Origin of the sequence: Ahrensia sp. 13_GOM-1096m, from assembly GCF_000620605.1 — a bacterium.
GTDB classification, from domain to species: domain Bacteria; phylum Pseudomonadota; class Alphaproteobacteria; order Rhizobiales; family Rhizobiaceae; genus Ahrensia; species Ahrensia kielensis.
In genome coordinates this window covers 66203-79897 of record NZ_JIAX01000013.1, presented here as the reverse complement: position 1 = coordinate 79897, position 13695 = coordinate 66203, and the positions used below count along the sequence as shown (strand labels likewise).

The window sequence follows — 13695 nt, the reverse complement described above, 5'->3', positions numbered from 1 at the left end:
TTCCCCGCAATATTGAGCAAACATTACGAACTGAACCTTGTGCGGACATGAATTTATGAACGCTAGACGCAAAAAAGGCGGCCAAGGGCCGCCTTTTGCTAAATTCTGCTAGAGATTTATTATCCCTGGAAGAGCGATAGAATTGTTTGAGCGTTACCGTTTGCAATCGACAATGACTGCACACCAAGCTGCTGCTGCACTTGAAGTGCCTGCAAGCGTGTTGATTCTTCGGTCATATCCGCATCGACAAGCTTACCGATACCGCGTTCAATCGCATCCATCAGATCGCCAACAAAAGTGCTTTGCAAATTGATACGCTTCTTAGAAGTACCAAGGTCAGAAGCTGATGTTGTCAACGCTTCAACCGTTGCATCAACATTTGAAATCATGTCGGCAAGCACAGTGTCGTCAACGTTTGTTGCTGTGATATCAAGTGTTGCAACAGAATATGTCACGTTAACGGGTGTCGCAGCACCGTTTGCAGCTGTGTATTCTTTATCAAGCAAACCAACTTCTGTTGCGCCTGTACCCGCATCGAACAAAACAGTTGTCGTTGTGTCAATATCAATCGTTGCAAGCGATACTGAGCCGTCAGCTGCACGGTTAAAAGATGCAACAACGCTTTTGGTCGCTGAATAGCCTGCAACACTTGAATCAACTGAAAGCCAGTTTTCACCGGAGAATGTTGCTGATTCAGAAATGCTTGTAAGCTGGTTTTGTAGCTCACTGATTTCTGATTGAATTTTACTGCGGTCAACACCTGGTTCGCTGGCAGCAACGAGCTTGGATTTAATTTCATCAACCACTTCAAGCGCGCTGTTGATACCCGTATAGGCAACATCAACTTTCGCAGCGCCAAGTCCGAGTGCATCTTGAACTGTGCTCAGTGCCGAGCTGTCTGAACGCATTGTTGTAGCAATTGACCAATAAGCAGCGTTATCGCTCGCTTCAGCAACCTGTTTGCCGGTCGAGATACGCGCTTGCGTTGTTTCAATTGATTTATTCGTGATCTGAAGAGACTTCAACGCGGTCATCGCTGCAGTGTTAGTCAAAATACTGGACATGGTGTCCCCTTGTTTGGCACAATTTTGGGACATTCCGGATCGGCCGGCGCACCGAAGAGGCTTCATGCTCTATAGGTCTATAGTCGGTGCTTAAGGGCGAATCATAAACTCCCCGTTAACTATGGTTAATAGAACATGGTTAACAAAAAGTAACCAGTAAATTCGACATAAAAAAGGCCGCCCAATGGGCGGCCTAAGTGCTGTTATTAAATTACGATTAACGGAAGAGCGACAGGATTGTCTGTGCGTTGCCGTTTGCAATTGACAATGACTGAACACCAAGCTGCTGCTGAACCTGAAGGGCCTGCAAGCGTGTTGATTCTTCTGTCATGTCTGCATCGACAAGCTTGCCAATGCCGCGATCAATCGCATTCATTAGATCGCCAACAAACTCGTTCTGCATGTTGATACGCTGTTTTGATGAACCAAGGTCAGAAGCCGCAGTTGTAAGGTTCTGCAAAGTGGCATCTACTTTTGAGATCATGTCTGCAAGAACAGTGTCGTCAACGTTTGTTGCTGTAATATCAAGTGTTGCAACAGAATATGTCACGTTAACGGGTGTCGCAGCACCGTTTGCAGCTGTGTATTCTTTATCAAGCAAACCAACTTCTGTTGCACCTGTACCGGCATCAAACAATACTGTGCTTGATGTATCGATATCGATTGTTGCAAGAGATACTGAACCGTCAGCTGCGCGGTTGAACGAAGCAACAACGCTCTTTGTTGCGTTGTAACCAGTTGCACTTGAGTCAGTTGAAAGCCAGTTTTCACCAGAGAACGTTGCAGATTCTGCAATGCTTTTTAGCTGGTTCTGAAGTTCACCGATTTCAGATTGGATTTTAGTACGGTCAACACCTGGCTCGCTGGCAGCAACAAGCTTAGACTTGATTTCATCAACCACGTCCAAAGTTGCATTAATACCTGTATAAGCAACATCAACCTTAGCAGCACCAAGACCCAAAGCGTCCTGAACTGTACCAAGAGCTTTAGTGTCGGAGCGCATTGTTGTTGCGATAGACCAATAAGCAGCGTTGTCGCTGGCTTCAGCAACCTGTTTACCTGTCGAAATACGCGCTTGCGTTGTTTCGATAGCAGAGTTTGTAGACTGAAGTGATTTAAGCGCAGTCATCGCTGATGTGTTAGTCAAAATACTGGACATAATTGTCCCTTTCAAAAGATACTCGAAGAAGGGACATTCCGGATATCCCGGTTCGATGGACAGGCATCATGCCATAGCCAAATCGGCCACCATCGTCGCAGGCCAAAATGGCGGACAAAGTTTAATAAAGATAAAACTGAAGCAAGCTGATCGGAAAAAAATGATTTTACGAATATTCTTGGTAAATAGTTAGATAACGGACCGAACCAGATTACCAACCAGAATATTCCAACCGTCAATCATAACAAAGAACAGTATTTTAAAGGGTAGCGACACCACCGATGGCGGTAGCATCATCATACCCATCGCCATAACGATTGTAGCGACGATAAGGTCGATCACCAAAAATGGCAGAACGACAAGAAAGCCGATTTCAAAACCGCGCCGGATTTCTGAAATCATAAAAGCCGGTATCAAGACACGGATATCAACAACACCGGCGTCATTGCGCACCACTTGGCCGCGCTCTTCAGCAAGATCCGTAAAAAGATCAATATCCTTGTCACGCACGTTTTTTTCCATAAACCCGCGAAAAGGTTCAAGCGTGCGCTGAAACGCAGTTTCTTCATCAATCTGTTCGGCCATCAATGGCTGAATGCCAGATTTCCAAGCATTGTCGAGAACAGGCGACATGACATAAAAAGTCATAAACAAGGACAGGCTAATCAGAATAATGTTTGCAGGCGTCGATTGCAGACCAATGCCAGAACGCAAAATTGAAAACACAATGATAAAGCGCGGGAAACAGGTGACCATCACCAAAATGCCCGGCGCAATAGCAAGAACCGACAGCAATCCAAACAGCTGGATAATCTGGCCGCTCGTTTGCCCGCCAACAGGTCCAAGAACATTTTGCGCAAATGCAGGACTAAGCGTGATCATTAAAACGCAAGCAGTCAAAAATGGTCTGTTAAAAATACGCATTACTGAACGATAAACGCTTTGACCAAAACACGTCCGGCTTCGCCGCCGCTGATCATTTGAGCACGTTCGTTCAAATCTTCGAGCATATGCTCAAAGCCAATGGCACCTTCCAAGTTTCGCAGTTTTACAGTTTTCATATAGCGCAGAAAATCACTTTGAATTTCAGCCGTCACATCAGCAGAAGGCTGCTTATTAAACAGCACCGAAAATTCTGCCCGCACCCACACATCCGATGGATCACTTAAATTCGTCAAAATAGCTTCAAGCGGCACAACCACCATGGATGGTTCATTCGAATTATGGACCGGCACAACAGATTTTTCAGCAGTCGGAACGGGGGCAGCTTCTGTGCTCGCATTCGCCTCAATCATCGGCGATACATAAAATTTTGAAAAACTAAAACCAAGCCCGCCAGATAGCGCGAGCAGAAGAACAGGCACCAAGATCGCCGAGATCATTGATTTCTTCTTTGGTTCTTCATCAGTTTCGATCATGAGTGGTGTTGCCATTTCATGCACCTATAATGGAAGCAGCATGTCGAGTGCCTGCTGACCATAAGGTGGTTGCTGCACTTCGGTTATACGGCCCTGCCCACCATAGCTAATGCGCGCTTCAGCGATTTTCTCATATGGAACAGAACTGTCTGGCAAAATGTCAGATGGACGTACAATGCCTTCAACTGTCATAACGCGCTTCTCCGCATTAACAACAATTTCCTGCGTACCGCGGATCACCAGATTACCATTTTGAAGCACTTCCATGACAACTGCGGCAATGGAAACATCCAGTTTTTCCTGACGTGTCGTCCCGCCGCTACCATCAAATGTTGTGCCTGAATTCAAACTACCGTCAAGCGATCCTGACAAGCCGGTGCTTGTGCTCGCACCAAGCCCAATTGATTTGCTGGAGGTACGCTGCCTGTCCGAGCGATTATCAAACTGCGCTTTATCGTTAAGAACAATATTAACGGTTAGAATATCGCCGCGGTTCATCGCTTGGCGGCCCGTGAACAAAGACGCAGCGCTATTATTCCAAGTTGAATATTTGCGCGGTGTATCAGGATACATCGAACCAAGTTCTTCCTTGGTGTGCGTTTGATATTGCGCATCAACACTCATTGGGCTGAGCTGCGGCGTTTGCCCGATTGTCTTGGGTTGAACCATACAGCCGCTTAATGCTGCCGATACACCGACCGCCCCAATCATATGTGCGCATAATTTTATCATTGACGTACTGCTGTTGTTTTATCGCTTGAAGCCGCCATAATGCTGGTGACCATTGAGGCTTTGCGTGGTTCCATTTCACTTAAAATGGCGGCAGCCGTGCGTGATTTGAGTTTCATTAAAAGCGCTGCAGATAAACCACCATCCATATTGGCAAGGCGTTCAGCAGCTGAATCCGGCGGCATATTGGCATAAACATCAACCACAGCAGAACTCGCCATACGTGCGAACTCTTCGCGCTTTTCAACCCATCCCTCAAGCTCGGCTTGCTTCGTATCAAGCAGCTTAATGCGCTCTTCCAAATCAGCCTTTAGCTCTTCCAACTGTTCGCGCTGCAAAGCATAGCGGCGCTCGCGCGCAGGCTCGGCAATATTGGCGCAGAACAATTCAAGCTCTTTGTCAGAACCCGGAGCAACATTAGATACAAGGCTCTTTTGCATAGTTTGCACAGACGGCTTTTCTTCGGCCGTTGCAGCAAATGACAACCCTAAAGCCAAGGCAGCCGTAGCCATAAATAATGATGTGTTCGCTCTAAGCATTATTGCACCACCAAATCTGCTTGCAGTGCGCCTGCATTTTTAATCGTCTGCAAAATAGCGATCGTTTCGCGTGGACCAACACCTAGTTGATTAAGTCCTTCAACAAGCGAGTTAAGGCTTGCACCATTAACAACACCAAGACCGGTGCCTTCTTGCGTCACTTCAATATTGGTAAGCGGCTCAACAGCCGTTTCACCCAGTGAAAATGGGTTAGGCTGACTGATCGTCGGCGTCTCGCTCACACGCACCGTCAAAGCACCATGGCTAACAGCAACCGGTGTTACGCGAACATCTTGGCCAATAACCACTGTGCCTGTGCTTGAATCGAGTACAACACGGGCTGGCGAATCTGTTTCAATCGGCAATGATTCAATCGACGCAACGAACCGCGCGGATGTGATGTTTTTCGGCTTTGTCACCACCACTGTGCGTGCATCAATTTCGCGCGCTGTGGCTCGGCCATAGGTATTGCGCGAGAACTGATTGATCGCATCGGTAATTGCCACAGCCGTCGAATAATCTGGATTGCGCAATTGCATTGTGATTTCGTGAACCTCTTGGCCGTTGGCCTGAACTTCTTTTTCAACAATCGCACCATTGACGATACGGCCAGATGTCGGCGTTCCTTGCGATACCGATTCAGCCTGACCACGAGCAAAAAATCCGCTGGTCGAAACCGGCCCCTGTGCAACAGCATAAATCTCGCCGTCACCACCGCGCAGCGGCGTCATCACAAGCTGTCCGCCCTCTAGCGAAGTCGCATCGCCAAGCGATGACACATCAACATCAATGCGCGAACCATGGCGCACAAATGCTGGAAAATTCGCCGTCACGATAACAGCGGCAACATTGTTAAGCCGCGCCCGTCCGCTCTCGGTAGCAATGCCGAGCGAATCAAGCATCGAACGCATTGAGGTTTCCGTAAACGGTGCATTGCGCAAACTATCGCCAGTACCTGGCAAACCAACAACAAGGCCATAACCGATAAGCTGGTTATCGCGCGCATTTTGCAACGTCACAATATCCTTGATCCGTGACTGGGCGAAGGTCGGTGATGTAAGAGCAAGCGTTATGAATGTAAGAGCAACCCATTTGAATAATTTCATAGGGCACTCACATAAATTGTACCATCATCAGAGATACGGCCTGCAATAATTCGCGCGCTGTCTTGATTGCGCACGCGGATCGTATCGCCAACAATGCCGTCTTCCAGTGCGACCGCAACCAAAGAAATGCTAATCGCCTCGGTTTCATAAAGAACCCGCACATTCTGACCAGCTTCAACAATATTACCTTCAATGACAGCGCTTGGGAGAATCAAACGGTTGGGCAAAATTGTTTTGGTTGCGACCTTGCCAATCAAAGCATCGAGACTTTGAATTGATCGGGCAGCATTTGGCATTTCACGCTTGAGCGAAACAAGTTTGACCATGTCCGCTTCAATGGTCTGGCCCGGATAAATAACGCGCACAGCAGTTGCAACACTATCAACGGCATGTGCTGGCATAACAGCCAACAATCCCGCAAATACACACAGTGATAAACGTGCAATACCGCCGCAGCGCATGATCATTATCTCAATCCGTTAGAAACAACACCGGCCATCTGGTCGGCAGCCTGAATAACTTTAGAGTTCATCTCGTAGCCGCGCTGTGCAGCAATCAACTCGGTAATTTCTTTCACTGGATCAACGTTTGAGCCTTCAAGATAGCCTTGCTGAATTGTCGCGTAGCCAGGATCGCCCGGCACACCCACAAGCGCTTCGCCCGAAGCTTCCGTTTCCGCAAATTGGTTGCTACCCAGTGCTTTTAGTCCAGCATCATTGGCAAAGGTTGCAAGCGTTAACTGGCCCAGTTCCTGCAATTGGATCTGATCATCAAGACGGGCAAATACTTGGCCTGATTGATTGACGATCACTTCAACTGTGTTTTCTGGCACAGTAATATTGGGCTGAACGGCATAACCATCTGATGTGACAAGCTGGCCTTCTGCATTGGTGTTAAACGCGCCTGCACGCGTATAAACAGTTTGGCCTGCCGGACCATCAACTTGAAACCATCCATTACCGGTCAGCGCCATATCAAGGCGGTTGCCTGTGCTTTGAAGCGCGCCTTGAAGATGCACATTACGCACAGCCGCAGTGCGCACACCAAGACCGATATTGGTGCCCTCTGGCACAACTCCCGCATTGGCGCGTGTCGGCGTGCCAGCAGCACGTTCAGTTTGATAAAGCAGATCGGAAAATTCCGCGCGTGCACGCTTAAAGCCAGTTGTGTTCACATTGGCGATATTGTTGGCGATCACTTCAAGATTTGTCTGCTGGGCATTCATGCCAGTTGCAGCAATAGAAAGAGCTTTCATTGGATATTCCTCAGATCGACATTCTTGAGATTTCGAGATAGGCGGTCACGATTTTATCGCGCACCGCAATGGACGCTTGAAGCGCTTGTTCGGCCTGCATGACAGCATCAACAACCTGCCGCGTATCGGCATTGCCCATCAGGCCTTGCACCGCCGTTTTGTCCGCCGTGCGCACCGATGAAACTGTGTCCGCCGCCATATCAGACAGCACTTGGCTGAATGACATTTCTGAGCCAGTGCTAATTGTATTGGCTTGGCTTGGGGCTGCGCTCGATACGCCGCCTGCAATTTGACCTATTGCTTCAATCATCGTCCGGACCTCATAAGTTCAATCGTCATGCCGATAAGTTCGCGTGCCTGTTTGAAAACTTCCAAATTCGCCTGATAAGAGCGGTTTGCTTCACGCATATCCGCCATCTCAATGATCGGATTAACGTTTGGCATTTTGACATAGCCAGCTTCATTGGCGGCTGGATGTCCTGGATCAAAAGTCATTTGAAAATCGCGTTTATCGCCAGAAATACCGCTGACACCAACTGAAGACGCATCGCTTTCGCGCAGCACAATAGTTTCAAAATTCACCAGCTTACGCTGATAAGGATCGCCGCCCTTAAGGTCGCTGGTTGACTGGGCATTGGCAAGGTTTTCAGAGACGACGCGCATACGCAGCGATTCGACATCAAGCCCTGCAGCGGCAACCTTCATACTAACTGATAGATTATCCATTATGGTTTTACCGCCATTAAGAGCATTCGGTGGAAAGTAGAAGTAATCGCGGTGTTCAGCTCTGTCTGACTGCGCACTTCGGCCGATTTCACCAATTCTTCCTCAAGCGAAACGCTTTTGGTTGAACGTTCAATCGCAACATCGCCAATACTGCGTGTACCGGTTAAATGGTTCGCATTGGTGAGCTCTAGCTTGTTTGTTACATTTGCCAATGTGTCAGCAAAAGAAGCTGTGTCCAGCGACTTATAGCTGCTGACATTCGCATTCGCGATATTACCAGCCACGGTCGCTTGGCGCGCAGAAAGCCATTGCGCGTTCGTGGAGGCAATTGAAAATATGGATGTTGTTTCCATGACATTCCTCTTAGACTAAGAAGAACTTACCGGAATGAACTTGTCTGTAGCTTGTCGCTACCTTTTCATTTTCATTACTCGGCGCGAAGCACAACATAACGATTAGTGACAAGCCGGCTTTCACCGTCTTTTTGGATTAGCGCACGAACGCGCGCACCGCCCGGCAAGCGTGAATTCCGGCTGATAATATATATGCCGTCATCGCTCATAATCATGGCGCGGCGCTTATCGCCAGCCAGCAAACGAACATCATTCGCAACCGCACTTGGCATTGGCGTTACTTCCGCCTTAGCTTGTTCGCTCGCCACAGTACCCGTTGTTATCTGATCAACATTTGACAATTGATTGGCGGGCAAAAAACGCCCCTCTTCCAAATCAAACAAAGCCCGGCCGCCTGCCATATAAGCCAGATGGTCTTCTGCGCCCGGTTGCTGGCGTGAAAACACCATTTGCGGCGGTGAGTATCGCGCCGGATTAATATAGGCATCAAGCGGCAAGAACAAAGCTCCGCCAGTGACCGTAACAAGAAAAACACCAAGGCCTACATCGCCGCGATCAAACCAAGGTTTTTTGCTTTTTGAATTGCGCTTTGAAGTCATTCGCTTGCCGTTTCTTGCTTAAGGTGCGCTGCCAAATCAGCAAACACATCGCCCGATACAGGATCATCAATACCCTGTTTTAAAAATTCATAGATGACTGGAACAAGCGATACCGCCTGATCTAAATCAGCATCCGCGCCATGTTGATAACCGCCCATCATGCGAAGATCGCGGCTTTCTTCAAACAGAGTGACCATCGATTTTAACTTGCTCACAAGACCGCGTTCGCTCTCGCTCCACACTTTGGTGGCGAGCCTTGAAATGGAAGCAGCCGGATCAATCGCTGGCAGTCTGCCGCGATTCGCCAATCCGCGATCTAAAACAAGATGCCCGTCCAAAATCCCGCGCAAACAGTCAGACACCGGATCATTATGATCATCGCCGTCAACAAGAACTGTCGCAACCAATGTCACCGATCCGTCAGAACCTGTTTCGCTTGGCCCTGCCATTTCAAGCAAGCGCGGCAATTCAGTAAACACCGATGATGGATATCCGCGTGAAACTGGAGGCTCGCCCAGTGTTACGGCAACTTCGCGTAGCGCATGTGCATAGCGCGTTAGCGAATCAACAAGGCAAAGAACGCGCTTTCCTTGGCGTGCCAAATCTCGCGCAATTTCCATCGCGGTGACCGGCGCACGTTTACGCATAACCGCGCTCTCATCACTGGTCGCAACCACGATGATTGATTTGCGCAAGCGTTCCGGCCCGAGCGTATCTTCAACAAATTCACGCACCTCGCGGCTACGCTCTCCAACCAAGGAAATAACAACCGCCTGAAAATCATCTGTTTTGGCAAACATCGCTAAAAGCGTGGATTTCCCAACCCCAGATCCAGCAAAAATACCAAGCCGCTGTCCGACACAAATAGGAGTAAATATATCAACCAGCCGAATGCCGGTTTTAATCGGCATTTCAACGCGGCCGCGTTTCATGGGAGACGAATCAACAGGCACATCATTTTGAATAGCTGCAAGCGAAATACTGCTCTCGCCGTCAATAGGTTCGCCAAAAGCGTTGACAACACGGCCAAGCATTTCTTGCGCGTTGCGTTTTTTAACAGCCTGATCGATCAGCGCAGCAGCGCCTGGCGAAATCCCGCCCATAGGTTCGCACGGAATACCAAGTGCGCTTTCATCTGAAATTTTTACAACTTCAACCCGTGTACTACCGCCGCTGTGCAGAAGTTTCACCATGTCGCCCAGTTGCAAATGAGAAGGCATGCCTTCCAGCACAGCACTGTTACTATGCAAGCTTTTGACCCGCCCGCCAAAGGCAAGAGGTTCCGTTAAAAACTTTCCTGCCGCGACCGTATCAGCGAGTTCTGTCAGGCTGGACATAATTTATCAGCGCCCAAACGAACGAATGAGCTGCTGCAATGATTGGTCCGCTTTTTCCGTTAGAGCAACCGACTGCTCAAACCCGCGCTGCACCGTGATCAGACGTGTAATCTCTTGCACTGGATTGACGTTTGACTGTTCAATATAGCCCTGCATAACACCGGCTTTAGTTTGATCAACCAGCACTTCAGTCGTTTCATTGGCGCGAAAACCAGATGGTCCATAGCGTTCAAAATTAGTGCCGGGATTAAAGCTAAAGAGGCCAACGCCGCCGACTACATTGCCGTTTTGCGTAATAACACCGTCACCCGCAATATCGACAGAACCGCCCGCCGCATTAAGCTGAATAGGCGCACCGCCAGCATCCAAAACAGCATCGCCGTTTAATGTGACCAGAGCGCCCTGATTATCAATTTTGAAACGGCCATCCCGTGTCATCACATTGGCGCCATCAACCTGCACTTGAAACCAAGCATCGCCCGAAATGGCCAAATCAAGTGCGTTGCCTGTGCTTTCAAGCCCGCCAGCGCGACTGCTAATAATTTCGTCGCCCTTGGATACCATCGACACACGTTCATCATCGACGCTTTTGAGCACTTCATCAAAAGTGATTTGCGTTGCACGAAACCCAACAGTTCGACTGTTTGCCACATTGTTAGCAAGGCTCGTCAAACGCTCTTCCATCGCCACTTGCCCTGTCAGGCTGACGCTCATTCCATCTTGCATTTTATGAACGCCTCAATTGTTGAATTTGGAGCATGGTGTTCATGTCGATACCAAGCGCGCCAGATTGACCAAATAGCAGGCCCACGCCGCCAGCATCCGTTGTTTGCGGATTATTGATGTCGTATAAAGCGGTGAATTTTGTTAAGAGCTTTTCGATGCCCTCGGGACTTTGAAACTCTGCCAAATCAAGTTTAGCGGATAAAATTTCAACTTGCTTATCAAGATCAAGTGCAGCCGTTGCTTCAGGAATACCAAGCGCGGTGCGCACCACGGTGGCAATGGCAGGCTGTGCTAGAATTTGTAGGTAAGATGTTACATCCGGCGCCTTGCGCTGGAAATAAAGTGCAAGACGAACACCTTCATTGTCTTGCCCTTCTTCTAAAGTTTGGCGCAGATATTTATCAACGACTTCGCCTTGCGCACGATCAAAAGAGGTTGCAGCGCTACCAAAGCTTTCAAAATTGAACGCTTTTGCGAACTCTCTATACCGTGGGTCAGACAATGAGTTCGCAAAGCTTTCATCATCGCTAATGCCCTCAGTGAGCACCTTTTCCATAAAGGCTTTGGCATAGGTCATCTCGCCCAATCCAAAGGCCTGCATGGCAAATGCATAGACCCGCCGATCAGCCATAAAATCTTCGACGCTTTTTATCGTCTGAATTGTTTTGCTAAAGTACTCAACTTCGCGCGCCTCAAAAGGCTGCGCCGCAACTTGAGATATTGCCGCGGGTATGTCCCGGCTTAAATTTTGAAATGACGTAAGGGTGCCAACCATAAGAGAGCTCCAAGTTCAAACTCTCTAAATATTAGCCCCATCTGCTTGCGCGTAGCTGTACTGAATAAAGTGCCAATGCTGCCCGTTAAAAACAGTTTGAAGCAAGGTTTGCATGTCATCTTGCAGCCGAACCTTTGGAGGCGAATGTGGGCATACTAATCGGCATGATCGTTACTCTCGGCTGCGTGCTGGGCGGTTATATGGCGATGGGCGGCAAATTGGGCGTCCTTAATCAACCTTTTGAATTTGTGATTATTGGCGGGGCCGCAATTGGTATTTTCCTAATTGCCAACCCTCTATATATCGTCAAAGACACTGGGGCATCGCTTATGGAGAGTTTTAAAAACTCGGTCCCAACAAGCGAGAAATATCTTCAACTTCTTGGTCTTCTTTATCAATTGCTGCGCGAGTTGAAAAACAAGCCGCGCAACGAAGTGGAAACACATATTGATAATCCAGACGACTCAGAGATTTTCCAAGCTTATCCGTTGATTATGCAGGAGCCTGATTTAATCGGATTTATCTGTGACTATGTGCGCCTCATCATTGTTGGCAATGCAAGGCCGCATGAAGTTGAAGCATTGATGGAGGAGGAAATCGACACCATCAAACATGACAAGCTGAAGGCTTATCATGGTTTGCAAGCTATGGCAGATGGCCTTCCTGCTTTGGGTATTGTTGCTGCGGTTCTGGGTGTTGTTAAAGCAATGGGTGCCATCGACCAAAGTCCTGAAATTTTGGGCGGCCTCATCGGCGCTGCGCTAGTTGGTACATTCGTTGGTATCTTCTTGTCATATGCGGTTGTCGGCCCTATTGCGACCAGCGTCAAAACCGTGCGTGAGAAAAACATCCGGCTTTACTTCGTCGCGAAACAAACATTGATTGCTTATATGAATGGTTCCTTGCCGCAGGTGGCGCTTGAGTTTGGTCGTAAAACCATCTCGCATCACTATCGTCCAACACTTGATGACGTTGAAAACGTTTCTATGGGCGGCGGTTAAAATCAATGACGATTGCAGTTTCAACATCCATCACCAACGACATGCCAGATGTGTACAAACGTATTCTTCGGCAAAAAGGTGAGCACGAACATATCGACAAATTGGTCGCTGCGGTTTCATCGCGATTTCAATCTGCGCTCAACACCAATTTTATGGCTTTGGGCTATGAAATAAAATGGCGCGTTGATGGCACTTCTAAAAGTTTTGATTTCCGCAATCTAAAGGAAACCACACTTTTCGGTTTCCGCATGGATAATGGCAAAACACCCGCTGCAATGTGCGTCGTGCCGCAGCAAGGCTCAATGCTCGTTGATATGATGCTGGGTTCAGATCCTGAACTTGAAAGTGAAGCAACAGCGCCAAAGCTGACAGAGTTTCAAGAATCCATTCTGATGGAGTTCGGCAATTTGATGGCCGCAACCATTGAATCTGTCTTGCAGCTTTCAAGCCGGTTAAGCCTTGATAAAATGACAGGGCAAACAGCGCAAAATGGTCTTGGCGACCATGCAAGCTTCGCCATGACAGTTCAGCACGGCGATCAGAGCTACACATTTGAAATTTTGCTGTCACAAAACGCAATCCTAAAGCTTAATTTCCGCGAAAAAGAACCTGAACCTGTCCGTGAGAACAGGGGCAACATTACGCCGGAAAAAGATGTCGATATTGAAATTTTCGGCATTGTTCACTTAAGCGAGATGACACTCAGAGATGTCGCGAAACTTAAACCAGGCGCAGTTCTGGCTTTGGGTGACAATAAAAATTGTCAAACGACACTTTCATCGAAGGGGCGCAAGCTTCACAAATGCCAACTCGGGCAAGATGAGAATTCATACGCACTATTAGTCGAAGAAGCGCACGAGCCGATTCAGTCGATTATAACTTCAGCTGTTTAGAAAGCGGGCCACCAT

At 48.2% G+C, this 13695-nt stretch carries 18 protein-coding genes; 2 read left to right on the top strand and 16 right to left on the bottom strand.

Annotated features, from left to right (window positions below):
- Positions 1-119: 119 nt before the first annotated feature.
- The 16 genes from N530_RS0111340 to N530_RS0111260 all read right to left on the bottom strand — a co-directional run bounded on the left by N530_RS0111340 (position 120) and on the right by N530_RS0111260 (position 11786).
- Complete coding sequence (locus N530_RS0111340; protein WP_026480785.1) at positions 120-1064, bottom strand: flagellin; 945 nt, start codon at positions 1062-1064, stop codon at positions 120-122.
- Between the two features lie 217 nt (positions 1065-1281).
- Positions 1282-2223, bottom strand: a complete 942-nt coding sequence (locus N530_RS0111335) for a flagellin (protein WP_026480784.1) — start codon at positions 2221-2223, stop codon at positions 1282-1284.
- 189 nt (positions 2224-2412) lie between these two features.
- The gene (fliP, locus tag N530_RS0111325; protein ID WP_051540930.1) at positions 2413-3105 is read right to left on the bottom strand and encodes a flagellar type III secretion system pore protein FliP; all 693 of its coding nucleotides are present in this window, start codon (positions 3103-3105) and stop codon (positions 2413-2415) included.
- Between the two features lie 41 nt (positions 3106-3146).
- Positions 3147-3656 carry a flagellar basal body-associated FliL family protein gene (locus N530_RS0111320; RefSeq protein WP_026480782.1) on the bottom strand — a complete coding sequence of 170 codons (510 nt, stop codon included), beginning with the start codon at positions 3654-3656 and terminating at the stop codon, positions 3147-3149.
- A 9-nt stretch (positions 3657-3665) separates the two neighbouring features.
- Positions 3666-4373 (bottom strand): flagellar basal body L-ring protein FlgH, encoded by a 708-nt coding sequence (locus N530_RS0111315; protein ID WP_026480781.1) that lies wholly within the window; start codon positions 4371-4373, stop codon positions 3666-3668.
- Positions 4370-4909, bottom strand: a complete 540-nt coding sequence (locus N530_RS0111310; protein ID WP_035266992.1) for a MotE family protein — start codon at positions 4907-4909, stop codon at positions 4370-4372. The genes N530_RS0111315 and N530_RS0111310 overlap by 4 nt, the downstream gene beginning before the upstream one ends.
- Positions 4909-6015, bottom strand: a complete 1107-nt coding sequence (locus N530_RS0111305; RefSeq protein ID WP_018689954.1) for a flagellar basal body P-ring protein FlgI — start codon at positions 6013-6015, stop codon at positions 4909-4911. Before N530_RS0111305 ends, N530_RS0111310 begins: the two co-directional genes overlap by 1 nt.
- Positions 6012-6482 (bottom strand): flagellar basal body P-ring formation chaperone FlgA, encoded by a 471-nt coding sequence (gene flgA, locus N530_RS0111300; RefSeq protein WP_018689953.1) that lies wholly within the window; start codon positions 6480-6482, stop codon positions 6012-6014. The genes N530_RS0111305 and flgA overlap by 4 nt, the downstream gene beginning before the upstream one ends.
- Positions 6482-7270: a flagellar basal-body rod protein FlgG gene (flgG, locus tag N530_RS0111295; RefSeq protein ID WP_026480779.1), complete on the bottom strand. Its 789-nt coding sequence runs from the start codon at positions 7268-7270 to the stop codon at positions 6482-6484. Before flgG ends, flgA begins: the two co-directional genes overlap by 1 nt.
- Before the next feature lie 10 nt (positions 7271-7280).
- Positions 7281-7580 carry a flagellar hook-basal body complex protein FliE gene (locus N530_RS0111290; protein ID WP_018689951.1) on the bottom strand — a complete coding sequence of 100 codons (300 nt, stop codon included), beginning with the start codon at positions 7578-7580 and terminating at the stop codon, positions 7281-7283.
- The gene (gene flgC / locus N530_RS0111285) at positions 7577-7996 is read right to left on the bottom strand and encodes a flagellar basal body rod protein FlgC (RefSeq protein ID WP_026480778.1); all 420 of its coding nucleotides are present in this window, start codon (positions 7994-7996) and stop codon (positions 7577-7579) included. Before flgC ends, N530_RS0111290 begins: the two co-directional genes overlap by 4 nt.
- Positions 7996-8349 carry a hypothetical protein gene (gene flgB / locus N530_RS0111280; protein WP_026480777.1) on the bottom strand — a complete coding sequence of 118 codons (354 nt, stop codon included), beginning with the start codon at positions 8347-8349 and terminating at the stop codon, positions 7996-7998. Before flgB ends, flgC begins: the two co-directional genes overlap by 1 nt.
- Positions 8350-8423: 74 nt before the next feature.
- Positions 8424-8948 carry a hypothetical protein gene (locus tag N530_RS0111275; protein WP_026480776.1) on the bottom strand — a complete coding sequence of 175 codons (525 nt, stop codon included), beginning with the start codon at positions 8946-8948 and terminating at the stop codon, positions 8424-8426.
- On the bottom strand, positions 8945-10285 hold the full coding sequence (locus N530_RS0111270) for a FliI/YscN family ATPase (RefSeq protein WP_026480775.1): 1341 nt from the start codon (positions 10283-10285) through the stop codon (positions 8945-8947). Before N530_RS0111270 ends, N530_RS0111275 begins: the two co-directional genes overlap by 4 nt.
- A gap of 6 nt (positions 10286-10291) precedes the next feature.
- The gene (flgF, locus tag N530_RS0111265) at positions 10292-11011 is read right to left on the bottom strand and encodes a flagellar basal-body rod protein FlgF (RefSeq protein WP_026480774.1); all 720 of its coding nucleotides are present in this window, start codon (positions 11009-11011) and stop codon (positions 10292-10294) included.
- A 1-nt stretch (position 11012) separates the two neighbouring features.
- Positions 11013-11786, bottom strand: coding sequence for a DUF1217 domain-containing protein (locus N530_RS0111260; protein ID WP_026480773.1), 774 nt, complete (start codon positions 11784-11786; stop codon positions 11013-11015).
- 146 nt (positions 11787-11932) lie between these two features.
- Between N530_RS0111260 and motA the strand changes: the two genes are divergently transcribed.
- Together motA and N530_RS0111250 are read left to right on the top strand one after the other, a co-directional pair.
- The gene (motA, locus tag N530_RS0111255; RefSeq protein WP_026480772.1) at positions 11933-12787 is read left to right on the top strand and encodes a flagellar motor stator protein MotA; all 855 of its coding nucleotides are present in this window, start codon (positions 11933-11935) and stop codon (positions 12785-12787) included.
- Positions 12788-12792: 5 nt separating this feature from the next.
- Positions 12793-13680: a FliM/FliN family flagellar motor switch protein gene (locus N530_RS0111250; protein WP_026480771.1), complete on the top strand. Its 888-nt coding sequence runs from the start codon at positions 12793-12795 to the stop codon at positions 13678-13680.
- The last annotated feature ends 15 nt before the right edge of the window (positions 13681-13695 follow it).

Excerpts from the sequence above, each read along its gene's own strand:
- N530_RS0111340 (WP_026480785.1), bottom strand. The coding sequence starts at position 1,064 with ATGTCCAGTATTTTGACTAACACTGCAGCGATGACCGCGTTGAAGTCT.
- N530_RS0111335 (WP_026480784.1), bottom strand. The coding sequence starts at position 2,223 with ATGTCCAGTATTTTGACTAACACATCAGCGATGACTGCGCTTAAATCA.
- fliP (WP_051540930.1), bottom strand. The coding sequence starts at position 3,105 with ATGATCACGCTTAGTCCTGCATTTGCGCAAAATGTTCTTGGACCTGTT.
- N530_RS0111320 (WP_026480782.1), bottom strand. The coding sequence starts at position 3,656 with ATGGCAACACCACTCATGATCGAAACTGATGAAGAACCAAAGAAGAAA.
- N530_RS0111315 (WP_026480781.1), bottom strand. The coding sequence starts at position 4,373 with ATGATAAAATTATGCGCACATATGATTGGGGCGGTCGGTGTATCGGCA.
- N530_RS0111310 (WP_035266992.1), bottom strand. The coding sequence starts at position 4,909 with ATGCTTAGAGCGAACACATCATTATTTATGGCTACGGCTGCCTTGGCT.
- N530_RS0111305 (WP_018689954.1), bottom strand. The coding sequence starts at position 6,015 with ATGAAATTATTCAAATGGGTTGCTCTTACATTCATAACGCTTGCTCTT.
- flgA (WP_018689953.1), bottom strand. The coding sequence starts at position 6,482 with ATGATCATGCGCTGCGGCGGTATTGCACGTTTATCACTGTGTGTATTT.
- flgG (WP_026480779.1), bottom strand. The coding sequence starts at position 7,270 with ATGAAAGCTCTTTCTATTGCTGCAACTGGCATGAATGCCCAGCAGACA.
- N530_RS0111290 (WP_018689951.1), bottom strand. The coding sequence starts at position 7,580 with ATGATTGAAGCAATAGGTCAAATTGCAGGCGGCGTATCGAGCGCAGCC.
- flgC (WP_026480778.1), bottom strand. The coding sequence starts at position 7,996 with ATGGATAATCTATCAGTTAGTATGAAGGTTGCCGCTGCAGGGCTTGAT.
- flgB (WP_026480777.1), bottom strand. The coding sequence starts at position 8,349 with ATGGAAACAACATCCATATTTTCAATTGCCTCCACGAACGCGCAATGG.
- N530_RS0111275 (WP_026480776.1), bottom strand. The coding sequence starts at position 8,948 with ATGACTTCAAAGCGCAATTCAAAAAGCAAAAAACCTTGGTTTGATCGC.
- N530_RS0111270 (WP_026480775.1), bottom strand. The coding sequence starts at position 10,285 with ATGTCCAGCCTGACAGAACTCGCTGATACGGTCGCGGCAGGAAAGTTT.
- flgF (WP_026480774.1), bottom strand. The coding sequence starts at position 11,011 with ATGCAAGATGGAATGAGCGTCAGCCTGACAGGGCAAGTGGCGATGGAA.
- N530_RS0111260 (WP_026480773.1), bottom strand. The coding sequence starts at position 11,786 with ATGGTTGGCACCCTTACGTCATTTCAAAATTTAAGCCGGGACATACCC.
- N530_RS0111250 (WP_026480771.1), top strand. The coding sequence starts at position 12,793 with ATGACGATTGCAGTTTCAACATCCATCACCAACGACATGCCAGATGTG.